At 52.2% G+C, this 23,553-nt stretch carries 16 protein-coding genes; 8 read left to right on the top strand and 8 right to left on the bottom strand.

Annotation, left to right across the window (positions count from 1 at the left end):
* Nucleotides 1–48: 48 nt before the first annotated feature.
* Nucleotides 49–3,867: an FAD-dependent oxidoreductase gene (locus JQN73_RS22180; RefSeq protein WP_240162361.1), complete on the bottom strand. Its 3,819-nt coding sequence runs from the start codon at nt 3,865–3,867 to the stop codon at nt 49–51.
* Between the two features lie 747 nt (nt 3,868–4,614).
* Between JQN73_RS22180 and galE the strand changes: the two genes are divergently transcribed.
* Nucleotides 4,615–5,637: a UDP-glucose 4-epimerase GalE gene (gene galE, locus JQN73_RS22175; protein WP_205321057.1), complete on the top strand. Its 1,023-nt coding sequence runs from the start codon at nt 4,615–4,617 to the stop codon at nt 5,635–5,637.
* Between the two features lie 320 nt (nt 5,638–5,957).
* On the opposite strand, the gene JQN73_RS22170 is transcribed toward galE, so the two are convergent.
* Together JQN73_RS22170 and JQN73_RS22165 are read right to left on the bottom strand one after the other, a co-directional pair.
* Complete coding sequence (locus JQN73_RS22170; RefSeq protein ID WP_205321056.1) at nt 5,958–9,119, bottom strand: acetoacetate--CoA ligase; 3,162 nt, start codon at nt 9,117–9,119, stop codon at nt 5,958–5,960.
* Between the two features lie 361 nt (nt 9,120–9,480).
* On the bottom strand, nt 9,481–10,242 hold the full coding sequence (locus JQN73_RS22165; RefSeq protein WP_205321055.1) for a 4'-phosphopantetheinyl transferase superfamily protein: 762 nt from the start codon (nt 10,240–10,242) through the stop codon (nt 9,481–9,483).
* A 374-nt stretch (nt 10,243–10,616) separates the two neighbouring features.
* On the opposite strand from JQN73_RS22165, the gene JQN73_RS22160 reads away from it, so the two are divergent.
* Nucleotides 10,617–10,781 (top strand): hypothetical protein, encoded by a 165-nt coding sequence (locus tag JQN73_RS22160; RefSeq protein ID WP_205321054.1) that lies wholly within the window; start codon nt 10,617–10,619, stop codon nt 10,779–10,781.
* 1,205 nt (nt 10,782–11,986) lie between these two features.
* Here the strand turns inward: JQN73_RS22160 and JQN73_RS22155 are convergent.
* The 3 genes from JQN73_RS22155 to JQN73_RS22145 all read right to left on the bottom strand — a co-directional run bounded on the left by JQN73_RS22155 (nt 11,987) and on the right by JQN73_RS22145 (nt 14,687).
* Nucleotides 11,987–12,676, bottom strand: coding sequence for a VIT family protein (locus JQN73_RS22155; RefSeq protein WP_205321053.1), 690 nt, complete (start codon nt 12,674–12,676; stop codon nt 11,987–11,989).
* A gap of 462 nt (nt 12,677–13,138) precedes the next feature.
* On the bottom strand, nt 13,139–13,624 hold the full coding sequence (locus tag JQN73_RS22150) for a RidA family protein (RefSeq protein ID WP_205321052.1): 486 nt from the start codon (nt 13,622–13,624) through the stop codon (nt 13,139–13,141).
* Nucleotides 13,625–13,799: 175 nt separating this feature from the next.
* Nucleotides 13,800–14,687, bottom strand: coding sequence for an SDR family oxidoreductase (locus JQN73_RS22145; protein WP_205321051.1), 888 nt, complete (start codon nt 14,685–14,687; stop codon nt 13,800–13,802).
* 165 nt (nt 14,688–14,852) lie between these two features.
* Between JQN73_RS22145 and JQN73_RS22140 the strand changes: the two genes are divergently transcribed.
* Nucleotides 14,853–15,761 carry a LysR family transcriptional regulator gene (locus JQN73_RS22140; protein WP_205321050.1) on the top strand — a complete coding sequence of 303 codons (909 nt, stop codon included), beginning with the start codon at nt 14,853–14,855 and terminating at the stop codon, nt 15,759–15,761.
* A gap of 220 nt (nt 15,762–15,981) precedes the next feature.
* On the opposite strand, the gene JQN73_RS22135 is transcribed toward JQN73_RS22140, so the two are convergent.
* Nucleotides 15,982–16,923, bottom strand: a complete 942-nt coding sequence (locus JQN73_RS22135) for a LysR substrate-binding domain-containing protein (RefSeq protein ID WP_205323530.1) — start codon at nt 16,921–16,923, stop codon at nt 15,982–15,984.
* Nucleotides 16,924–17,030: 107 nt separating this feature from the next.
* On the opposite strand from JQN73_RS22135, the gene JQN73_RS22130 reads away from it, so the two are divergent.
* From JQN73_RS22130 to JQN73_RS22110, 5 genes are all read left to right on the top strand, one after another.
* Nucleotides 17,031–18,377, top strand: a complete 1,347-nt coding sequence (locus tag JQN73_RS22130; RefSeq protein ID WP_205323529.1) for a D-serine ammonia-lyase — start codon at nt 17,031–17,033, stop codon at nt 18,375–18,377.
* A 38-nt stretch (nt 18,378–18,415) separates the two neighbouring features.
* Nucleotides 18,416–19,735, top strand: a complete 1,320-nt coding sequence (locus JQN73_RS22125) for an MFS transporter (RefSeq protein WP_205321049.1) — start codon at nt 18,416–18,418, stop codon at nt 19,733–19,735.
* Nucleotides 19,736–19,836: 101 nt separating this feature from the next.
* Nucleotides 19,837–21,345, top strand: a complete 1,509-nt coding sequence (locus JQN73_RS22120; protein WP_205321048.1) for a M81 family metallopeptidase — start codon at nt 19,837–19,839, stop codon at nt 21,343–21,345.
* A gap of 398 nt (nt 21,346–21,743) precedes the next feature.
* Nucleotides 21,744–21,944 carry a hypothetical protein gene (locus JQN73_RS22115; RefSeq protein ID WP_205321047.1) on the top strand — a complete coding sequence of 67 codons (201 nt, stop codon included), beginning with the start codon at nt 21,744–21,746 and terminating at the stop codon, nt 21,942–21,944.
* A gap of 97 nt (nt 21,945–22,041) precedes the next feature.
* On the top strand, nt 22,042–22,755 hold the full coding sequence (locus JQN73_RS22110; protein WP_205321046.1) for a phosphatase PAP2 family protein: 714 nt from the start codon (nt 22,042–22,044) through the stop codon (nt 22,753–22,755).
* Between the two features lie 125 nt (nt 22,756–22,880).
* Here the strand turns inward: JQN73_RS22110 and JQN73_RS22105 are convergent, their stop codons facing one another.
* Nucleotides 22,881–23,468, bottom strand: a complete 588-nt coding sequence (locus JQN73_RS22105) for an O-methyltransferase (protein ID WP_205321045.1) — start codon at nt 23,466–23,468, stop codon at nt 22,881–22,883.
* Nucleotides 23,469–23,553: the final 85 nt, after the last annotated feature.

Raw genomic sequence — 23,553 nt, 5'->3', positions numbered from 1 at the left:
TGAATGTTCTGAGTATGTCTCGTGAAATAATGACCATTACCACCCGTTCTACTCTGCGTTCATCTGTTTTTTATATTGCCCCGCCAATATTGCTTCTGCCGCTTTTTTTCCGGCTAAAAATGCGTGATCCGAGTTGTAATATTCCCACTCGCTATAGCGCCCTGCTAACACCACATCGTGTTGTGCCAACCAGGTTTTGATTGTGGCGACGTTAGACAGTCGCGCATGATCATAGACGACGTAAGCGTACGGAATATCGACCAGATTACTAACGAGTAATTTATCATCCGATGTCAGCATGCCGACTTTTACGCAATCGGCGACGCAACGATTAATCAGGTCCTGTCCTTCAAATGGCAGCGGTTTCCAGGGCGAATAAGAAATCTCGCAAGTCAATCCGAAACCGCCCGGTGGATTGCAAAGAGGACTGGTATTCCCTTGAACAAAAATGCGATGGAAAATAGAGTCTTCAGGGTAATAGATCCAGTGCTTATCCGTGACGTTTTCTCGGGCAACTCCTAGATTTACGCAGCGTATCGAAACATAGCGCAGTGCGAGGGCGGCCGCCCGCACAGCGGCGGGTGCCTCCTTGCCGATCAATTTCACCAGTTCCGGTAACGGCATGGTGCTGATCAAATGGTCATAATGGACACGTCTTCCGTCAGACAGTGTGACGATATGTTCGCGCGGCAGCAACTGAACAATCTCGGTCGAGGTGGCAACTTTCCCTTTTATATGAGGCAGGAAGCCATTCATGAGGGCCTGAAAGCCACCCTTTAATGGGTAGCCAAAATGCGCGTTTGGTCCCATGGGCTTGGCTACTGGCTCAAGAGCACCGTGAATAATTTCCTTTAAATCGGGCAGAGGAACCCTGCCGCCGAGCCATGAGGTTTCCATTTCCGTCAACGGCACGGTCCACAGCTTTTTGTTGTATGGAATCGCAAAGTGTCTAGCGATGCCGGCACCCCAAACCTTATAAATAAACTGTTCGAAATTAGGCGGTTCCGGCACCTGAACTGCTGAAGTAACCAAGCCATCCGAACCTATGGTTCCGTCGCCGCAACAATCCTCCACAGGAGGCAACTTTTCCATCTGCGCGCCGCAGATACCGATGAGATTCCTTGGACGCAGTGTATCCTGCGTCCCGTAGCGCGCTTCAATCGCTCCCAGGAGACATTCAGTAATTACCGCTGGAGGAAGCCCGTACAACGCACCTTGAAAGGGATAGCGCGTATGCACACCTTTGCTATAGATCCATGCTTCGCGATTTTGCCAATGCAGATTGTCGCCCAGTAAAATCTTATACAGGTTCAGAACGTAAGGGTCGTTCGAGAACATGATGTGGCCCGCATGATCGAAAGTGAAACCCCGATCCTTCACCGAACGGCACCAGCCCCCAACTTCGGCATTTTTTTCGACCAGGATTGCGCCTTCGCCATAATGGTACGCTGCACTTAGACCGGTAGGCCCCGCTCCGACGATAACGCAAGGAGAAAATTGTAGGGCTCCATGCATCTCTAGTTCCTCGCGCTCGGTTTCATCGGTAAAACCAATAACCTCGGTCGGCGCGGGCAACGTTACCTGTTGCTTTTTCGCGATGCTCTGTTTTAAAAGAGCGTTCATCTGCGCCACAGTATCATCCCATGATGTCGCAGCCACGACGGCACGCATCTTGGCAATTAATGCCGATTTTTGCGGCACCGTCAGAGCCAGGGCTTGCTCGCATCCTGCGATAAAAGCAGGTATGTCGCGTGCGACGGTCACTATGGCGCCGTACGGTTGTTCAACGTCAGCGATGGCGGTGCTGACTATAGGTAATTCTGCCGCCATATATTCGAGTACCTTGGTGGGGCTGATATACCGGGTTGCATCGTTCAGCGCGAACGGCAGCAGGCAGACATCCCAACCGGCCAGCAACTGCGGTAAAACTTTGTAAGGCTGCTGGCCCAGATAATGAATATTTGGCCCGCGCGGCAATGTTATCGGATCGATTTTTACGACTGGTCCCACCAATACGATCTGCCACTCTGGGTGGGCGCAAGCCAGCGCAGTAATCAACGCCGCGTCAAAGCGTTCATCGATCACGCCAAAAAATCCCAAGCGTGGGTAATCGATATCGTCCTGGGCAGGGTGTGCATTCGTCCGGTCAAGCGCTTGTTCGAAATGAATGACATCGACGCTACTCGGAAAACAATACGCATTGTGATGCCGCTTACGTTTTGCTTCGTAGAGACTGGGCCCGCCGGTGAATAACACGTCCGCAATATTGAGTAGCGCGGACTCCCTTTGAAGCAATTGCTTGGGCGAATTTTTGAAGCCAGATAATTCATCCATACAATCGTAGACGACCAAACCAGGTTGCAATTCTTGTAGCAAAGGCAGTGCCATGGGGGTGTAAAACCATACGATAGGATGATCATCGGTGGTCACGATCTGCGCGAGAAGAGGTTTTAGGATTGGCAACTGATCGTCGTGAAAACCTGCCGCGCTGATCGGCGTATTAGGCCGGTACACCGTGACGTTTGGAGCGATCTCGAAGACTTCCATGAAACTTTCGCCGTCATGGAATAACGGTTCTTCGATAAATAAAATTTTGTAATGCTGTGCCATACGCGACAGCAATTGTTGCGGCCGTTGATAAACAAAATCCCAGCGAAGATGGCAGAACACAATAATGGTGGGCATGGTGCGCTCCTTTCGCCCTGGCAGGGCATTGGTTGTGCAAAGGTTTTGAGTCAACTGTTGTGCCTGCCGGATGGCCGCCGCATAAGGCAGGCACAATATGCGTTCCAGAGGATCTGCCTGCGTTGGCGCAACATCCCACAAGCCGCTGCGATGCCAACAACATGGATCGTTCCAATCTGGGCGGTCAATAATCGGATAGATACAGATGCCGCTCAGATCAACTCCTTTTTGCACCGCATGTGCAACTTCCTCGGCGATTTCCCGCATCCAGATTCCGCGTCCGCTGCCTACGTGGCTGGTTTCCGCCACCAGTAGAGGTCGCCGGTAACGCTCGTATAACTCAACCAGTAAATGGTGCAAAGGTACGCGACGCCGATCTGCAAGATGCCAACATAATTTCTTATTGGTACGGCTTTCCCACTGATTGCCGTGATAATAATTGGCTCCCATCAAATCCAGATAACGCGGCGCGCCGCCCAGCTCCGGGTCTTTGCGTCCACACAGCATGTCCCATGCATCAAATTGTGAAGAACGAATATCTCGTGCCTCGCCACCGTCATCTTGGTTTTCTGGTGAAACCAGATGAATCAGCGGATCGCAATGCAGGATACGCGCCTGCGGGATACTCTCCCAGATGGCATCGCATCCAGCTATGGCGGCGCGCACTAATTGCCGCTTCCCTTCCTCCGCTGCGGTGTTGTGATCCATATTCAGGCAATGAAACATGCCAATCGATAGTCCCCAACTGGTAAAGGATATTTCGTTGATCGGTGAAAAAATAGGAATCCCCACCGAAAAAGGTGCCAAATAAGCCGCGACATGACGACAGAATCGGGCAAACCGGGGAATAAAATCCGGTCCATACACATCTATATCGGACGGCCAACCGTAGTGACAAAAGGTCCAACATATTTGTAAGCCCATTTCCTGCGCGACGCGTGCGCGCGTTGCGATTAGCGAGAAATCGAATTCACCGTCGCGCTCAACCAGACGCCAACCGACGGTTTCTCTTACCGTCCGAATGTCGAATTGACGTAGCAGTGCATAATCCGTGCGCACCCGATCTATGTGTCCGGTAATGACGTTCATCGATACAGGCTGTTGCGCGTAGTTGACGTGGTCTGCGCCCTCGTACCCCGCCTGCCAAAACGAGCCGTATACGCTCGGGGTCGCGCTACGCATTTAATCTGACCAGCCGCAGTGTATCCAGACACATTTCTAAGATCCTTCCCAGAAAGCAAATGAGGTCTTAACGTTACCGGCCAAACTGGTCAGCAACATGCTGGTACGCATCATTAAAGAATGCTATCGAGGTATGAAAACTCCCATATAGATTCACAGGTTACTGAACCCTCCCCAAAAGCCGAATTTCCTCTCCGAACGATAAAAGACCGAGCGTACTCCGACCGATTTTCAGGAAAAATTTTCGCTTCTTCGTCGGCTACGGGCAACCAATCACATAGGTAACAAAGGCATTTTTTCTCAAGCAAAAAGTCCTTTGGAGTCATGACTTTGATTCTAGCGATCAGGTCCTACGATGTCAGATAGCATATGGAATTTTTGAGAATCTACCATCAGGTAAAGCCCGATGTTTTCGTAGGATTTGTCACCCAGCCGTAAAAACGGCCAAAATGTATTCCCTGCTTACCTTTTGAGAGATGCCGGTTTATAGTGACAATAACAAGATTAAAAATATATTCTTGTTGCACCCACCCTCCGGTTTCATTGCATCATGAGTCAATAATGCTTGCTCCAGGTTGAAGTCAATTCGATTAAATTTTACCTGTTTTATTGCCCCTGTCTGTTTGCAGAGTTCGCAGTGATTAGACGCTATCTCTCGCGCTTTCTGGTAAAGATAGCCATCGAAGCCAATCAATGATTCGACAGTAATTCTCACTAAGCTTGTCGTATTTTTTATATTTAATAGCTATGAAAAATAAAACTATTTTAGTAACAGGCGCCTCTGGCTATATTGGCTCACACACGTGCGCCGAATTGCTGCTATCGGGGTACTCTGTAGTCGGGCTCGATAACTTTAGTAACAGCACCTATGAAGCCATAGTACGTGTAGAGAAAATTGCTAATCACAGCATGACCTTTTATGAAGCCGATGTACGTAACTCCGCGGCACTAGACTCGATGTTACAGGCGCACACAATTGACGCGGCGATTCATTTCGCCGGTCTGAAGGCGGTGGGTGAATCAGTTGCAAATCCTTTACATTATTTTGATAACAACGTATCCGGTACCGTTACGTTATTGCGCGCGCTTGCAAAAGCCAAAGTTAAAAATTTCGTTTTTAGTTCGTCGGCGACCGTTTATGGCAACCCCCGGTCCGTTCCAATTCACGAGTCAGCGCCTTTGTGTTCGACCAATCCTTACGGAAGATCCAAGCTTATAATCGAGCAAATATTGGAAGACGTTGCAGCATCGGATGCATCGTGGCCCTTTGGAATTTTGCGATATTTCAATCCCGTCGGAGCTCATCCCAGCGGGTTGATTGGCGAAGATCCGAAAGGTATTCCAAATAACCTGATGCCGTTTATTGCGCAAGTCGCCGTCGGCCGACGCCAGCGACTCGCGGTGTTTGGGGATGACTATCCAACGCCGGACGGTACTGGCGTACGCGACTATATCCACGTGGTCGATCTGGCTCTAGGGCATGTCGCGGCCTTAAAGACGCTATTTGCAACAGGTAAAGGTTTTACCCTGAATCTGGGTACAGGTACGGGATATAGCGTGCTTGAGATGGTCCGTGCGTTTGAAGCCGCTAGTGGTCGCGCAATACCCTATGAGATCACGCCACGGCGCCCCGGAGACATCGCAGAATATTGCGCGGACCCATCGGAAGCGAAAAAATTATTGAATTGGGAGGCCCAAAAAAATTTGGGTGAGATGTGCGCAGACCATTGGCGGTGGCAAATGCTGAATCCTAAAGGATTCGGGCTGTAATCCGGCCGTGCCGTAGCCGCATGAAAAATGGCAATATAGGCGGATTGGAAATTCGATTATCTTTGCGAGAATAAAAAATGAGCGATCTAAAATGAGGTGCTTTACAGCAGTTCGATTCTGATCCCTTCGCGAGAAAAAATGGTCATGTCGGCTCGCTGCTGTTCGAACTCACCAATCGTATTCTCTGGCGGCGGCCAACGCCGTCGTCAGTTCGTGCCCATTAAAGCATTCGCAGCAGCATTGGCGAAGATCTTAAAACGAACTAACGTACATCGATTCGCGAAGGTCAACATGATCGAATGTAGCAAAAATAATTAACGTCACCGCGTTTCACACATTGGCTGAATAGGGTTTTCCAATTGGAGAGGGACGGGGCGGGACCCGCTGAAAACATACTTATTCGTGTGAACACAACAAAAACTGTCCGTCAGTGCTCGATCCAATGCTGCAGCAACTTCTTGAACGTTCGGCTCGCTGAGCATGTCATTATGATTGCCCGGTACTTCTATAATCGTTAGGCCGACCTGTCCCAGGTGGCGCAACCGCATAGTGGGATCGCCCCATTCTTCCTGGCGTATTGCTGCGCGCAGGTAGACGATAATGCTTGCATCATAAGGAGGCGTCTTGTAGGCCTTCATGGCCGCCCACATTGCCTCGCGCACGCGTCGTAGCGCTTGAGGTAACCCCGCGGTAAAAGCATCTAAGTTGTGCGGGATGATCTCGAAGCGGTTCCTCACCCGACCCATCAAATAAGGAAAAATTTGCGAGCCAGGCACCGTACGAAGGTGTCGCCGGTGGCGTTTCACAGTACGACCAAGGTGTCGCAGGCGCGCGCTCCATGTCAGCCATCGTTCATGCACATAAGTATCGATCAGGCAGAGAAATTCAATCTGCTCGCCGGAGCGGCGTAGCTGTTGGGCAATCTCTAAGGCGATCAGACCGCCGAACGAGTAGCCGGCCAGTGCATACGGTCCACTCGGTTGAACGGTGCGCATCTGTTCGATGTAGCTAGCTGCCATATCTTCCACGCGCAGCTGTAGTGGCTGTTCGCCGTCAAGACCGTGCGCCAGAATCCCATACACCGGCCGTAGAGTTTGCAGCGCCCCAATCAGTGCCCAGCATTCCATTACCGAACCGCTCACGCTCGGTGCAAGGAATAAGGGGGTGCCACTGCCAGAACGCATTTGGACGAGGGTCGACGATGAAGACGATTCCTCACTATGGTCGATTGCCGCAGTCAGGCCCGCGACGGTGGGTGCGTTGAGCAACGTCGAGAGCGCAATGATGCGTCCGGTAGATCGATTTATTTCCGCAAGTAATCTTACCGCCAGTAACGAATGGCCGCCCAGATCGAAGAAATTTTCTTCACGACCTATCGGCGCGATTGCCAGGATATTTTCCCATTGCGCCAGCAAATGCCGTTCAAGCTGTTCGCGGGACTCGCCTACCGGCGGCAACGGTCTCCGCCCCAAATGCAGGGCCGGATGGTTTTGGATCGCATCAAGACACTCGGGATTTTTTAATGCAGCTGCGTTCCTGACGGGCAACCCGTTGACGGCGTCGCGTACCGCTGATTCAGACAGTTTGCCGCTGTGTGTAACCGGCAATGCATCTACCGCGATGATCCGGTCTGGAACGTGCGCTGGTGTGGCACGATGTGCGAGATTGCGACGCAACTGAGCAGCCAGGGTAGAGCTCAGCACAATCCCAGGCTGCAAGACTATCAGCAGTACGACGCGCGCTTCACACCTTTCCGAGTCGCTGGCCGATCCTACCGATGGCTGCTGCTGGACTACGATCGCCTCGCGGACGAAAGCACTATCACTCAATATGCGGTAGATTTCCCCCGGCCCCACATTCACGCCGCGCACATTCAACAGGCCGTCAGAACGACCGTGCAGTCGGGCAGCACCTTCCTCAGAAAATGCGATAAAGTCCCCGTGAGTCCAGACCCCAGGGTTGTCTGCGAAATAGGCTGCGTGGAAGCGAGTGCCGTCGGCGTCGCCAAAAAAACCAAGCGGACGGGAAGGGAAAGGGTTGGTGCAGACTAATTGACCTACACCATTGCAGCGTACCCCCTCATGCCAGGCCTGCACATCAAGCGCAAGACTCTTGCATTGGGCCATACCGACAACCACCGGTAGATCGGGATTTCCCAGCACAAAGCAGCCGAGGATGTCAGTGCCCCCTGAAATAGACTGCAGTGGGAGCGCCTTGACGTGATCGCGTACCCAGTCGAACTGCGCATCAAACAATACCGACCCGGTGGATAGTATCGCGCGCAACGCATTGAGATCAAATTGCTGTTTCGGTGAAAGGCCGGCATCCTGGCACATCTTCAGATAAGCGGGACTTGTCCCAAATACGGTAACGTGCTCATCTGCGACCAGCCGCCATAAGGTATCGGCGGACGAGATCGGTCCGTCAAAGGTAACGATCTCAACCCCTGACGCTAATGCGGATAACTGCCAATTCCACATCATCCACGCACAACTAGTGTGGAAGAACAACTTGTCACCTGGCCGCAAGTCGCTATGTAATCGATGCTCCTTGAGGTGTTCGAGTAAGCTGCCCCCGGCACCATGCACGATGCACTTCGGCTTGCCAGTGGTGCCCGATGAGAACATGATGAAAAGCGGCTGGTTGAATGGAAAGCGCCGCCACACGCAACCGCTCGCATCACTTTCTTCGCACAATTGCTCCAGCGAATAGATCGGTTGGGCAATTGTGTTCGGCAGAGCGCCATTATCAAGTCGGACGATGGTCTGCAAGGACGGCATCGCAGCAGCCAGGGCAGAGACATTATCAGCCACCGGCGTCCCGGTGTCGTAAACTCTCGGTGTGACATGGGCGAATAGTAGCCGCGGTGCCAGTGGCGTGAAACGATCGAGGATCGTCTCGACGCCCATCTCTGTTGATGCCGTTGACAGCGTCGCGCCGAGCGCGGTAACCGCGAGGGCGGCCACGACAGCATGTTCATCGTTGCGCAGCAAGCCGACCACATGGTCCCCTGCCTGAACGCCTAACATCGACAAACCATGCGCGAGACGCGCCACCTTATCGCGTAGTTCACCACGGGTCAGATGTACTCGCCGACCATCCCAATGACATGCCGTCAACGCGGGTGTATCGCTTCCCGCCACAGACAGGCCGAGCAGGTTGTCTGCATAGTTGAGCTGGACGTGTGGAAAGAATTCGGCATGCTCGCAATCGTCGCCCAAGCATACCGGCGCGATACTGCCAGACCAAGCCAGCCCCTTCGACCATCGCACGAAGCATTCCCAGAAGGTTGGATACTCGCGGACAGAATAATCGTGTAGCGCTTTGTAATTGGGGAAGGAGTGGCCGGTGGTTATTTCAAGAAAGTGTGTAAATTCGGTCATCTGCGACGCAAGGCTTTGTGTTTGCGTGCCAAGATAATCGGGTACGCCCGGAGTGACGTCGGGCGGGCATTTTTCGGTTGAGAAGTCTAAACTATCCATTCAAGTCCCCTGGTATATGCGGATGAATCAGTATGGTCAGACAAAAAATTCCGTAGTTGTTATTATGTCAATTCCTGCCTACATCGCGCAGCGATTCCCTCTCCTTATTGCAAGCAGGAGGACCTTATTTCTAATGCAGAATGTGGAATCAGCGCAGAATGCTTGACGACTCCCCCAGACTTTAAAATCCCCGAAGGGATAGCAGCTTTCTATTGTCGAACCGGATAGGATCAACAAAAATATTTATATTATGATAACAATATACGTGAGGAATTAAAATTATTCAATATTTTTTACATGACGCGAAGGGGTGCAATTTTGCAATAAATTACGCTAGTACGAAGGCTGGCAAACTGATCCGCTAACCCTCTTGGTGGCCACGTGCCGACGCAAAAAGGGTATCGGCATCGCCCCACACCGGGCTCAAGGATGAAACAACGTGGCCGCTCCTGTGATGCACTGCAAGGGCAAGTACATATTCCCCATAGTCCGGCATCACGATGAAACCCCATCGGTCAGTGAACTGGCAGCAAAGCTCCCCTCTGGGTGGTCCGAGTAAAGCGGGCTGCCCTTGCGCGTCGAATCCAAACACCACCTCCCTTGGATCGGTTGCCAGTCCAGTTCCGGTAGCCTTCAAATAGGCTTCTTTGAGCGTCCAGAGAGACAGTAACCGTTTCACCTGCTGCCTGTGAGAGGGGAGCGACTTTACTCCATCGGATTCTAAACGACTACACACCATCGGCATCATGAGGTCAGGAGCGACTTCGGAAGTAACCTGTTCCACGTCTACACCCACAGTGCCTTCTGCCACAAGCGCTAGAACCACAAGGTCGCCACTATGGGCGATGCTGAATGCTAGCGATGCAGGGTTGGGATCAAGCTTGGGTTTACCGGAAGTCGTGATCACAATGCTAATCTCTTGCGCAGCGCATGACAGCTGCGACGCGATAGCAAGGCGCGTCAAAGCGCGCCCGACCATAAAACGCTGTTGATCCGCGGCATGGCGGAAACGTAATCGGCGGGCTTTCTCGGCTGGACTCAGTAGTGCAAGCAGATGACTCGCACCTTCATTAATACGTCGGAGATTTGCAATCCATAGCACGGGAAAGGTTGGTAGGGGCATCCGGTTGCTCCACTCTTTTATTTATTTCTATGGTCCATACAATGCGATGGAGCAAGGGTTCTGTCAGAGTCCCGCTGCTACGAGTGCTACCAGTGCTACCAGTGCTACCAGTGTTAGGAATCAAGCAAAGCGCGAGGCGAGTGTCGTAACGCTTAAAGTTTCTTCTAAAAACTTGGAATAAGTGTCAAAGAATAAGTGTCAAAAAAGGGCTATCAAACAAGTACACCGGCATGCGTAAAGTTAGAACGCTTTTCGATAGCCACCTATTTTTTATCAAACAGTGCTAGCGCCAATCTATTGCAAAGAAGCCGGGTTGGCAAGCGACGGATCTTGCCTTTGCCAGCAAAATCTTTACTGAATGCATGAAGCGAGACATGGCCTTTGTCCTGCGGCAACAAAAATTCAAACATCCTCAGCGCCACCTTCAAAATATTCAACGGGACTTTGTGATGTTGTTGCAGAATCAATGCGAACTATGCGCCCAGATTTTGGTGATGGCGGGAAAATGCCGCAGCACCGGCACGCATCCTGAGTGTTGAACGTATTATTTTGGTTGACCATCATCTCAACCGGCTTGAATTTCCCCTATCCAATAGGGCGTGATTCCGATCAATTTCGACGAACCATAAGTACTGCACGTAGTTAAGTCGGAAAAATTCGTGTAACGGAAATAAAAAGGGGTATGGAAAGGAAATTATTTTGGAGGAAATGAGTTGTTGACGTGTCACCACAAAACACTGGATAGAAAACTACGGGTAAAGACGTTAATGAAAAATGGCATGGCCCGGGGCTTCTCGTCTGCAGCGTCTTTCTCTTCCGTGCAGACGCTGTTCACCAATGTGCACGTTGATACATCAGGTTTAACCTTATATGAAATCATTTTTCTCCCTATGGCGGGGTCTTGCGTAATCGGTAATCATTTCGTACAAATTTTTACAAGAACATGCCGAAGCAGCAGGCACCAATTATAGGAGAGACAAATGTCCGCGCCTTATGAACAGCTCTTGATTACCTTTTATGCCTCTAAAATACACCGGTTAACGGACCGAAAATCAGAGCAAAACGTCGAGGCAGAATTGCAGGCGATGATAAAGGAGGCCTGTGATTGTTTCTCCCTTGCGATAGATAGTGATCCGAAAGAGAGTCGCGAGACTTTGCGATCAAAGTTGAGGGGTTTCGCTTCAACGGCAAGCCCTACACGTCCCCGTTTTAAACGCGGACTTCTCTATGCGGTCTCTCTCGTGGAATAACTCTTACCTTTGCATTATTCATAAAAAGTCCCTTGCGCTGTGCCGCGATGTGTTGCCCGCGCTGAAAATGCCGCGAGAATTCGAATCGTCCTTGCTGGCCGAAGAGAAAATCTGAAGGGGGCTCAGGTGATTGGTTGCATCAATTCCGGTCCGACTGAGCGTAAATATCGCAGCAAGAACATACGATGCGTATTTTGACGAGCGAGAATAAATCGTTTGAGCGTGGGCCTCTGCCGCAATGGAGGTGTATGTTGGCAGTATCCTTGGCCCAAGAGAAATCGGTGTAACTCCGGCTTGTGAACAAGCTTTGTGCGTCCTGGCTCCAACTGTGGCTGGGGCATGCAATGCAGGGCTTGTATTGGCACATTGATCCAGATGGTAGATATTGAGTCTTTGAAGACGCATAACAGATCCTGGAAATGCGCTGCGGCATGCTCAAAACCAGACATCGCTAGATTTGGATTCCTCAATAGAATTTCGGGAGGCCGTTGACGCTATATCGCGGCACCAAACATCGCTCCGACTGATGAAGTGACGCCCATAGCCAATACGCTCCAGAAGGTGACACGGATCACGCCGGGAAGAATTTTAGCCCCACCCGTTTTTGCGGCTAAACCGCCCAAGATGGCAAGTGAAATCAATGCGGCAGTTGCTACCGCTGGAATGAGATGTGTTTCAGGAGCAATGACAGCAACCGTCAGCGGCAATATTGCTCCGACAATAAAGCTCGATGCCGAAGCGCACGCCGCCTGAAAAGGTCTGGCGATTGCGCCGGAAAATATACCCAGTTCATCGCGCGCATGCGCGCCCAGCGCATCATGCGCCATCAGTTTTGCAGCTACCTGTTTCGCAAGCGGAAAATCCAGACCGCGCCCCACATAAATCGCAGTTAGCTCTCGATGTTCGCTATCAAAATCGGCAGCAATTTCTGCGCTTTCTTCCGCCAGGGCAGCTTTTTCAGAATCCGCTTGTGAATGGACTGATACATATTCGCCTGTCGCCATGGCCATCGCGCCTGCTGCCAGGCCGGTCACACCGGTAAGCAAAATACTACCGTGGGCAGCATGGGCTGCTGCAACACCCAGCACCAGACTAGCGGTTGAAATAATGCCGTCATTGGCCCCTAAGACCGCAGCGCGTAACCAGCCTATTTTTTCGATACTATGTCGTTCGTCATGCCGCATGATATATCTCGTCAATGTTTTAATCGGGGAAGTGGCGAGCAGATTTAAGTTGACCGGCGCCAGAGGGCCTTATTTTATAGGGGCACGTATTGAATGCCAACACAAGATACTGGGAATCATATTGGGAATGATTGCCTTTACTTACGGGCTTGTGCCCTTTATTACCCTTTATTGCCCTTTATTTCGCTGCGGTGAGGGCGATCATTCGATCGCTATCATACGGGGACGGTATTCACGATTAAACCAATGATTAACGCGGGTAAACGGCATTCAAAAAAGTTGCCGGACGGAGGGGACCGTCGTTACCAAGCCACTTCTTCCCTGCGCAACGGGAACAGATGGTTGCGGTGACAGAAACAGGTTTTGAAAGCTCTAACGTTGTGGCCTGATGCATTCGGGGATTATTCTCCGTTCATCCCATGATTCAAGCAGCACACGGTCGCTAGTGGGCGCGCTAAAACTTTATATGACGTCGTTCACGCTCGCGATGAGATCTATCTCAACAGTGGCATTCTTCGGTAATTGATAAACGCCAACGGACGTTCGGGTATGAACACCTGATTTCCCCAGCACAAAGTGGAGCACCTCGGACGCGGCGTCAGCTACTTCGCTTTGTTGTGTGAAGTCTGCAGCCGATTGGACGAACACCGAGATGCGCAAAACGCTTTCTACACGATCGAGCGAGCCGAGCGCCTGGGCGAGTAAGGCAAGCGCACGCATTACACAAACCTTGGCAGCTTTCTGTGCGTCTTCCAGCGTCACGTCTGCGCCTGCACGGCCGGTGACTACGACCGTGCTGCCGACCCGTGGGACCTGTCCGCTGACGTAGATTTCATTCCCGTTTCGTACGGTAGAAGAATAGCTGCCACCAATCTTTATTTCGCCCTCGAAGCTGTAGCCAAGATCTGCGGCGACCTCGTTAAACTTGGACTGCCTGGTTGCTTCCATGTGATTCGCCTGTAGAGGAATGATGTTCGGTCAGGTCTACCATTAAAAAATTGGCCGTCGGCATTTATTGCAATCGACCCCAGATCAACACGAGTGGTCAAGATTGCACCATAGTGGTCAACGTTCCTGCACCGATGATAACAAAAGCCACTCAATGCGCGAAGAACAACCGCAATTAATAAGCGAACGCTGCCTGGTGTTTTTTAACGAACGCCTCCCACCGAACGGGTTCTTTACCCGTAATACCGGGGAAGTTGTCGAATGTCTCGTCCACGCCGGGAATGGCACGAGCGGCGACGCGTTTGAAGTTATCGCACACGCAGCTCATATACGCCATCTCGGCACCTGCTGCTCGCATATTCTCCAGGAAAATATCCGGAGATTGGGACTCGTAGCGAAACGGCTGTCCTAATACTTCGGACATAATAGTCGCGATGTCACCGTACGATTTGGCGTCGTAACCTAAGCGATACGTTTTGCCGCTATGTTTGTCTGGGTGTAGCAGTGTTTGAGCGGCCACTAAGGCGACATCTTCGCCGTCGACCCAGCTAAACCGAGCATCTCCCGTGTATTGTTGTATAACGCCTTTATTCACTGCCCTGGTGCCGTCGTAGCTGAGCAAATTTTGCATAAATGTTTCCGGGCGCAAATGCGTGAATGAGAAACCTGACCACTCAATGTATCGCTCCACAAATTGATGCCATGCCCAGTGCGCAACCGTCGTGTCGTCACGTCCACAAGCGCCGAGATGCACAATATGTTGAACACCGGCTTGCTTGGCTTTATCTAAAAATGCTTTGCTTTGGCGTAGCATGTCCACCGAATAACCCGTCATAAGGAAGGCCCTGTCGATTCCTTGTAACGCTGGTGCCAAAGTCTCTTCTTTGTCAAAATCGAGGATGACCGTACGAATACCTTGTGCTTCGAGAACCTGCGCCTTGGCGGGCGACCGCACAGCGGCCACTAATGTGATTGAGTCGTCTGCGCGAAGGAAGCGAAGCGCGTCGCTGCCAATTTGACCGGTAGCGCCAGTAACGAGAACTGTTGATTTCTGATTATTCATCTGTAAATCCTATTCTTTGATGGATGTCATGTCAGGCGGCGCGGCATTCGCGGATATTGTTCATGCGCAGCGCAGCGTGAAAGGGTAAGCTTATGTGAAATTTATTGCTGATTAATGGTATATTTTTCCGTTGAATAAGAATTTAATTCACGAATAGGCGGCTAGATGTATTCTTCAGAGCGCTTGAAGGGAATTGATGTGTTTGTCTGCGTTGCAGATATGGGCAGTTTCACAGCTGCCGCTGAACGGATGAACCTGACCAGTTCTGCCGTAAGTAAGGGCATCGCACGGTTAGAGGGCAGACTTCAAACACGCCTGTTTAAAAGAACCACGCGACGTTTGTCGCTAACTGATGCTGGAAGAGAGTTTTATCGCACGTGTACAGGCGTATTGGCTGACCTTGAGGAGGCTGAGTCGACGATTCATTCGGAAAACACAGAACCTCGCGGACGGGTGCGTATCGACCTGCCTGCGTCGTATGGGCGCTTGTATGTACTGCCGGTCATTCTGAAGTGTATAGAAAAGCATCCATTGCTAATACCGCACATTACGTTCTCTGACCGATTCATTGATCCTGTTCAAGGTGATATCGATATTGTTGTGCGAATCGGTGGCTCTGACGTCTGGCCTAATACCTTAGGGCATCGCTATCTGGGCAAGGCTCGAAATATATTTTGCGCCTCCCCCTCGTATCTACGCAAACATGGCGAACCCTTGAATGAACTTGATGTAGAACACCACAGTTGTGTAGTCTATGGTGAAGGTCCAGGCACGGTTAGCCCTTGGTACTTTTCTGGAATGAAGGTCGGCCACACTGAACGCCGCGTAATGTCAGGCAGGATTGCGATAGGTGATGGCGAGGGCGAGGTAATTGCAGCAGTCGCCGGGCATGGGATCGCGCAGTTACCTACCTGGTTGGTCAAACACGAACTTGAAAAAGGCACATTAGTAGAAGTTCTTTCAAACCTGGCAACAGACGGCCTGGCGCTGAATCTGGTCTGGCTCAAAAGCCGCCAATCTCTGCCCAAGGTCAGCGTTTTACTGGAGGCGCTCGCCGCGGGATTGACGCTATGAGGCGATAACTTAGTTTCAGTTCGCTTTCATTGTAGGGCCTTTATTGTTGCTTGATTTTACGTGAGACGTCTTCAGGGTTGATCGATGATAATCAGGCGGGCGTGCAGGATATATTTTTTAGAAAAATTTCTTCGAATTTACGTCTGCGAATGTCCGAAAAACAGGTAAGTAATACAGACGGCAGCTGACAATAATGCCGCGCCAGTTCGTACCTGAATGACTAGATTCCCAACAACTGCTGGCGCAATTCGCTAAAGCGGCGGCACTCCTCTTTCAGCCATTGAGAAAATACTGCCACTCGCGGATCCTCTTCGCGCTGCACCAGCAGCATATATCGCGCTGGTGCCCTTACCAGACGGCCGAACACGTTAATCAGGCGGCCGCTCTTGATTTCGTCGAGAACCTGTGCGGTGCGTGCCATGGCCACGCCCTGGTGATTCAGCGCCGCCCCAATCGACAGGATCGATAAGTTGAATTGCACTCCGCTCAGCTGCCCTAACCAGTCGGGGCGCTCCGCCTCCAGCCAGGTTCGCCATTCGATGAATTCGGGTGCACCGGCCCATGGAGCGGAATCGTGCAATAAGGTGACATCCCCCATCCGCTCGCCTGTGGCAAACCCGGGGTGACGTGCAAGGTATTCCGGGCTTGCCACTGGCATCAGATATTCGTCGAGGATCGGTTCGGCGTGCAGGATCTCATATTGTCCCGGATCGAAACGGATCGCTACATCAATGTCGTCGGCACGCATGGCATGCTGGTCCAACGCCTGGAACTCCGCCTTGAGGCGCACCGTGACTTCAGGCTGGAGACGGTGGAAATCGACCAGGCGTGGCATTAGCCATTGCAAGGCAAATGATGGCAGGCAATTGACCTGCAGCGGACTGTCCGACGTGCCGAGGCGCTTGAGTGTCTGTTCGATGTCGAGAAAGGTTCTGGCGGCACATTCGAACAGCATTTCGCCTTTAACGGTGAGTATCAGGTTCCGATGCTGGCGCAAAAACAGCGGATAGCCTAATCGCTCCTCGAGTTGTCTAATCTGCTGGCTAACCGCGCTTTGGGTAAGATTCAGCGCCTCCGCTGCCTTGGTGAAGCTGAGCAAGCGCGCTGCCGCTTCAAAGCAGCGCAGTGTTCCAAGGATGGATGAGTGGAGCGGCATTCGAATTAGTATGGCTAATGGAGACAGTAGAAAATATCACTTTTCGCCTGGGACAGGTAGCTTATAGTTGTAACACCACTACTAATGAAACTCTCTCGTCAGGTTATTTTTCCATGAATACTATGTTGAAAGCATTTCCCGCTGATCTATTAGCCAAACTAAAGTCTCGTGAGCCCCTGCTGTGGGTCAATCCGCGCTTGGGTAGCGTCATGCCAGAGAATTCCCCCACGGTGGCGGATGTACTCACCGCCGAGACCAGGCTTGCGCGCTGCGCTGGGCTGATGTCCATGCTCTTCGACGAACTGCAGGTAAGTGGAGGCGTGATCGAATCCGAACTGTTCGAGGTGGCCCGTCTACAGCGCGCCATGGGTAGCGTTCCGGAGCACGACGGTACATGGTTCATCAAAGCAGACCACGCGCTGCCCATCGCCGGTTCCATTAAAGCCCGCGGCGGCTTTCATGAAGTGTTAGCGCTGGCTGAGTCCATCGCCTTGGCCCATGGGATATTTATCCAAGATGGCGATCGGCGGCACATGGCATGCGAACCGGCGCGCGCCTTGTTCGCACGCCACACGGTAACGGTCGGCAGCACCGGCAATCTGGGTTTGAGCATCGGCGTGATCGCTGCCGCGCTGGGGTTCAAGGCTGTCGTGCATATGTCAACCGATGCCAAGACCTGGAAAAAAGATCGTCTGCGCATGCGCGGCGTGCAGGTGGTTGAGCACGACGGTGATTACGCGGCGGCGGTGGAGGCCGGGCGAACCCAGGCGCTGGCTGCTCCTCTCAGCCATTTTGTCGATGACGAACAGTCGCTCATGCTGTTTCTCGGCTACGCTGCCGCGGCCCGGCACCTCGCTTTGCAACTGGCAGAAGCAGGGCGCACGGTCGATGCCAGCCATCCGCTGTTCGTCTATTTGCCCTGTGGTGTCGGCGGCGCGCCGGGTGGTATTACCTTCGGCTTAAAGGTGCTGTTTGGTCAACATGTTCACTGCTTCTTCGCCGAGCCGGTTGCTTCGCCTTGCATGCTGGTACAGCTGGCATCACAGCAGAACCTCCCTCTCTCGGTCTACGACATCGGCCTGGACAATCGCACCGAGGCCGATGGCTTAGCGGTTGGGCAGGCGTCTCATCTGGTCAGTCCGCTCATGGCAGCACAGCTGTCCGGCGTCTTCACCGTGAGTGACGAACAACTTTACGCGGACCTGCTTCAGGTCTTGGAAGCAGAGGGAATTGCGCTTGAACCTTCTGCTGCGGCTGGCGTGGGTGGGCCGGGGTGGCTCACCAACAGTAATGCGGGCCGAAATTATGTGAACCAACACGGACTGGCGTTGGCGGGCGCGACCCACATCATTTGGACTACCGGCGGGGCGCTGGTGCCAAAGGAAGAGCACCGTCGCTTTCAGGACCATGCCAGGACTATCCGGGCGCAAAGCAGGCCGTCCTCGAGCCACGTCGACTAACGCAACCGTACAAATAATAATCAAGGAGACAAGACACCATGAACCATTCTGCCACAGCCACGCACGTCGCTGACCCAGCCGCAGCCGCATTTGCATTTCAGAATGCCACCTACCGCAAGGTCGCCTTGCGTTTCATTCCTTTCTTAATGGTTTGCTATGTGGTCGCCTATCTGGATCGCATCAATATAGGCATCGCCAAATTGAGCATGCTGAGCGACCTGCATTTCAGCGAAGCAGCCTACGGGTTCGGTGCCGGATTATTTTTTATCGGCTATTTGTTGTTCGAGGTGCCGAGTAATCTGATCATGCATCGGGTTGGTGCGCGATTATGGATTGCCCGCATCATGATCTCCTGGGGGCTGCTATCAGGACTGATGGCTTTCGTCACCACGCCCTGGCAGTTCTACATCATACGTTTTTTGCTTGGGGTAGCCGAGGCGGGCTTTTATCCCGGCGTTATTCTTTATCTGACCTACTGGTTTCCGAATCATCGTCGCGGCAAGATGACGGCCTGCTTTCAGGCGGGAATTCCCATTGCCGGTCTTATTGGTAGCCCGCTCTCCGGCTGGATTATGGCGCATTTCCATAATGTCGCTGGCCACTCAGGATGGCAATGGCTGTTTGGGCTCGAAGCGCTGCCGACGATTCCCCTGGCGATTGGGGTGCTGCTGATCCTCAATAACCGCGTCAGCGAAGCACGTTGGCTCACGCAGGAAGAGCGACAACTCATCACCAGCGAGATTGCACAGGATAACCATGACCGTGAGCACATTCCGCTGATGGGTATACTTGCTGATCGGCGCATCTGGAAGGTCATCATCATGTCCTTTCCCGCCATGATGGGCCTGTATGCGCTGGGCTTCTACATGCCCACGCTCATCAAAGATGCTGGCGCCACCGATGGAATCACAATTGGCTGGCTCAGTGCCATTCCGTATTGTGTGGCAATTATTTGCATGATTGCATTGGGGCGCAATTCAGATCGCCTGCGCGAAAGACGTTGGCACTTGGCGGTTGCATTATTGCTCGGTGCGCTCGGTCTGGCTGCGAGCGTCTGGGCAGCGCATAGCGTGGTATTGACCGTATTGTCGTTATCGATTGCCGCCGCAGGCATCATCAGTTATTCGCCGATAATGTGGACGATACCGACGGCGTTTCTCGGCGGTGCCACCGCTGCTGCCAGCATCGGTGCAATTAACTCTTTGGCCAACCTCGGGGGCTTCGTTAGCCCTTATCTGATTGGCTGGGTGCGTGACACCTTTCACGGTACGGCACCGGCCATTTACGTCATCGCGGGCGGCTTAGTGCTGAGTGCGCTGATCGCTCTAAGCTTCGATCCAAAGCTGGTTAACCGTTGAATCCGCTGAATCCGCTAAATAATCGCTGAACAACCGCTGAACAACCGCTGAACAACCGCTGAACAACCGCTGAACCGGGTAGCGACAACAAGGAGAAAAAAATGACCACGACAATAACACCAATCCGGCTGGCAGTAGGCGGCATCCTCCACGAGACCAATACTTACGCCGCTGAATTCTCCGGCTTGACGCCGCTGTCGGCTTTCGAACGCTACCACGGCGAGGATATTGCGCTGGCTTTCGCCGGTTCCAACCACCCGGTTGGCGGCTTTATCGACGGCGCGCGCAAACATGGCGCAACCCTGGTGCATACTTTCATGGGCCAGGCTACGCCGTCAGGCACCATTGAGGCCGCCGCTTACGCAAACATGAAGCAAGCCATTCTCGACGGCATCCGCCGGGCGCTTCCGCTCGACGGAATTTTACTGGCCTTGCATGGCGCGGGTGTGGCCGAAGGTGTCGAGGACATTGAAGGGGATTTGGCGACGGCCGTTCGCGCGTTGGCAGGTCCCGAAATACCGATCGCTGCGGTCTATGATCTGCACGGGAATATGACGGAACAAATGCGGCAGGCTAGTGATATTACTTTGCCCTGCAAGCTGTACCCGCATACCGATTTTCAGCAGCGAGGAGCCGAGTCGGTCGATCTGATACTAGGCATGATACGGGGCGAATGGAAACCGGTTACCTATGTTCGCCAGTTGCCGATGCTGCCATATATAGTGACGACTGATGCGGGCTTTGTGCCAGCCCGGGTTAACGAGGTGTGTCGCAAGATCGCACAACAGCACGGCGTGGTCGATTGTTCGTGGTTTCACGGCTTTCCTTACGCCGATATCGCTGCGCCTTGTCCGACTGTTGTCTGCACCACGGACGGTGACGCCGCGTTAGCCAAGCTTTGCGCCGACGAGGTAGCTGCGTGGATCTGGCAGCATCGTGAAGAGTTTCGCCCAAACTTTTCCTCACCGAGCGACGGTGTAGCCCAAGCCATGGGGACTGATGTCAGTCCAATCGTCATCAACGAATATGCCGATAATCCTGGCGGCGGCACGCCTGGTGACGGCACTTATCTGCTGCGCGCCTTGCTTGACGCGAAACCGGCACCTGAAACCTGCTGCTTTGCTTCAATTAACGATGTGAGCGTGGTTCAGCAAGCGGTACGCGCTGGCGTGGGCAACACTATCCGGGTTTCACTTGGTGGAAAATTAGGGCGATTTCAGGGACCACCCATCGAGGCTGATGCATACATCAAAGCCATCACCGACGGCTGTTTTATAAACCGCGCTGGATCGATGTTTGAGGGAGTGCGCTTCGATCTTGGCACCATGTGTCGGCTGGTAATCGAGGGGGTGGACGTGGTCGTCGCTTCACGCGCGGAGCAAATTTACGACATCGCGCCTTTCCTGTTGTTGGGAATCGACGCCACCCAGCGCAAGATCATCGCGCTGAAGGGGGCGAATCACTTCCGGGCTGGATTCAATACACTCGCGGCAAAAATCATCACCGTGGATAGCGAAGGATTAAGTTCGGCAGCCATTACATCCTTTCCTCGCCAACGGCTTGCGGCACCAGCGTGGCCGTTGAATGACGGCGTGGAATGGAGCGAGTAGTAAAGTCGTATGGCTAGAAACGAGTGTTCGTATCAAGGTTTCGAACAGGAAATCGCAAGTTCGGTCAAGGAGCGGCTTGCGCGGCCGGCTCAACGTCCGGGTTCGCTCCAACGGCCCAGGCGACGAAGCCAGCGTGACATGGTTGCAAATAGATAAAGCATAATCGTTGGCAAATCCATCAATTGTCTGACGACAGCGTTGCGCATCCCGCTTAGCGGTCCAACAACAGCGGTGAATTAATCTAAAGCAGCATTCCTGGAAAAAATCATCTACGCACAGCTTGAATCTTTTAAAACATATTCTAAGCTAATGAAATCGTGCATGACTTAACGGTCCGCGCTTGATCGAGTCGTACCGTCCAAAGCTTGCTATGTTGATCGGCATGGTAAGTCGAAAAAATGCCTACCTTCACTGCAGCAGTGAGACGCCATACCGGCCCAATCCCATTTTGTCAGTCGCAGTACTTCGATACCGCTGTTGCCAAGGCTGCCAGCGCCGTGCCGATATTTGCCAGCCGCGTGTCGTTAGTACGAATTGAAAAAATGAAAAATGTATTTAACTGTACCAAATTAATGCAAAACGTAATGCAAAACGAATAAGTAATTTGTAGACTAACTGCGCGTGAGGTTGTCGTGGAATTTGCCGAGTTCTACAAGGGTGGCGTTTAAAGTGCGCATGAGGAATTAGGCAAATACTATGTGGAACAATCAATTTAATATTTCAGCGTTATCCTGGCTTTGGCATTTCGCATCAATGTCGGCAGCCGCCAACCAGATCGTTCACTTTATTTCTGGCTCAAATCTGTTTAAGGGACTTCCTCTCATGAGTATACTTTGGTACTTTTGGTACCGAGATAGAGGAATAAAATCAGCGACCCGAGAAACTATCATTGGCACTTTGATCGGTTGCGTCGTTGCCGTATTGATCGCCAGAGCGATGAATAATTACGGCTCATTTCAACCCAGGCCATTTGCGAATGCGCTACTCGTCTACCCTGGTCATATCGGGCTACCTGCTCCTAACAGCCAGGCACTCTATCTATGGAGTTCTTTCCCTAGCGATCATGCCGCGTTGTTTTTTGCTATCGCGACCGGGATTTTTCTGATTTCGAGGATAACCGGCTTCCTGTTATATCTTTATGTCCTTATCTTTATTGGTCTGCCAAGAATTTATCTTGGCTTGCATTACCCTACCGATATTTTGGCAGGGGGACTTTTAGGCGCCGTATGCGTCGCGGTCGGCACCCGTGCGAGTGCGACGCAACTATTCAGAAGACACTTCCGCATGATATTGGCAAGCTATCCTGCCGCTTTTCAGGCGGGATTGTTTATCGTGACCGTTGAAATAGGCACATTGTTTGGTGACGTTCGGATGCTTCTTGATGGAATTGTGAAGTACTTGCCGCGATAACACGAGGCTGGACAACTTCAATTCCATTTATCCATAGGTAAGGTGGTGCGCTCTCGCTGCGGTTCCGCCAGATGGTCGGTCAAGGGGCCGAAAGGGCGTAGATAGCACGTAAAAAAATGGTAACTTCATTTTTCCCTCGTTGCCAGGAATTCGCCTTTTCCCACCGGTACCAGGCTCGTCACAAAATCTCCATCGGCTTGAATGGCTTTGATGAATGGTGCCATTTCTTCAGCGTGGGAGGTGGCGTTATCCACTACCAGCAATCCACCGCAACGCAGGACGCGTTTCAAGTCAGGCCACCATCCATCGTATTGGGCGCGATCCGAATCAAGAAAAATCAAGTCGAACGCCGCGTCTTTCGCAGTCTGCAACACGTCTCCTGCATCTCCCTCAATCTGCGTGATATGTTCAGCCAGGCCCGATCTGGCAAAGTTCTCAGCCGCCATCGCAATTTTGAATCGGGACATTTCGACAGTCGTCACTTTGCCATCAAAAGGGCGTGACGCATCGGCTAACCAGAGCGTCGAGTAGCCGTTGGAGGTTCCAATTTCCAGAATCCGTTTGGCACTCATGATTTTGATCAGCACAGACAAAAAATCTCCCGTGTCACGCGTAATGTTTAACATGCGGGCGGGCCGGTCTTTAATCAACGCGTCGTTCGCGTGCCCAAATGCTTCCAGCTCTTCTAATAGATTTTTTAATGTGGCATTCATTGCCGGCTTTCCTAAAGGTGGCACGATCATAGTGTTAAAAGCCTGCAGATCGTCTGGTAGTAAGTTGGCACATACATATTATTAA

This window comes from Glaciimonas sp. PAMC28666 (assembly GCF_016917355.1).
Classification (GTDB): domain Bacteria; phylum Pseudomonadota; class Gammaproteobacteria; order Burkholderiales; family Burkholderiaceae_D; genus Glaciimonas.
This window is presented reverse-complemented; position numbering and strand designations above follow the sequence as displayed.

Coding starts and splice junctions, on each gene's coding strand:
- JQN73_RS22180 (WP_240162361.1), bottom strand. CDS start 3,867: ATGCGTAGCGCGACCCCGAGCGTATACGGCTCGTTTTGGCAGGCGGGG.
- galE (WP_205321057.1), top strand. CDS start 4,615: ATGAAAAATAAAACTATTTTAGTAACAGGCGCCTCTGGCTATATTGGC.
- JQN73_RS22170 (WP_205321056.1), bottom strand. CDS start 9,119: ATGGATAGTTTAGACTTCTCAACCGAAAAATGCCCGCCCGACGTCACT.
- JQN73_RS22165 (WP_205321055.1), bottom strand. CDS start 10,242: ATGCCCCTACCAACCTTTCCCGTGCTATGGATTGCAAATCTCCGACGT.
- JQN73_RS22160 (WP_205321054.1), top strand. CDS start 10,617: ATGGCCTTTGTCCTGCGGCAACAAAAATTCAAACATCCTCAGCGCCAC.
- JQN73_RS22155 (WP_205321053.1), bottom strand. CDS start 12,676: ATGCGGCATGACGAACGACATAGTATCGAAAAAATAGGCTGGTTACGC.
- JQN73_RS22150 (WP_205321052.1), bottom strand. CDS start 13,624: ATGGAAGCAACCAGGCAGTCCAAGTTTAACGAGGTCGCCGCAGATCTT.
- JQN73_RS22145 (WP_205321051.1), bottom strand. CDS start 14,687: ATGAATAATCAGAAATCAACAGTTCTCGTTACTGGCGCTACCGGTCAA.
- JQN73_RS22140 (WP_205321050.1), top strand. CDS start 14,853: ATGTATTCTTCAGAGCGCTTGAAGGGAATTGATGTGTTTGTCTGCGTT.
- JQN73_RS22130 (WP_205323529.1), top strand. CDS start 17,031: ATGAATACTATGTTGAAAGCATTTCCCGCTGATCTATTAGCCAAACTA.
- JQN73_RS22125 (WP_205321049.1), top strand. CDS start 18,416: ATGAACCATTCTGCCACAGCCACGCACGTCGCTGACCCAGCCGCAGCC.
- JQN73_RS22120 (WP_205321048.1), top strand. CDS start 19,837: ATGACCACGACAATAACACCAATCCGGCTGGCAGTAGGCGGCATCCTC.
- JQN73_RS22115 (WP_205321047.1), top strand. CDS start 21,744: ATGCCTACCTTCACTGCAGCAGTGAGACGCCATACCGGCCCAATCCCA.
- JQN73_RS22110 (WP_205321046.1), top strand. CDS start 22,042: ATGTGGAACAATCAATTTAATATTTCAGCGTTATCCTGGCTTTGGCAT.
- JQN73_RS22105 (WP_205321045.1), bottom strand. CDS start 23,468: ATGAATGCCACATTAAAAAATCTATTAGAAGAGCTGGAAGCATTTGGG.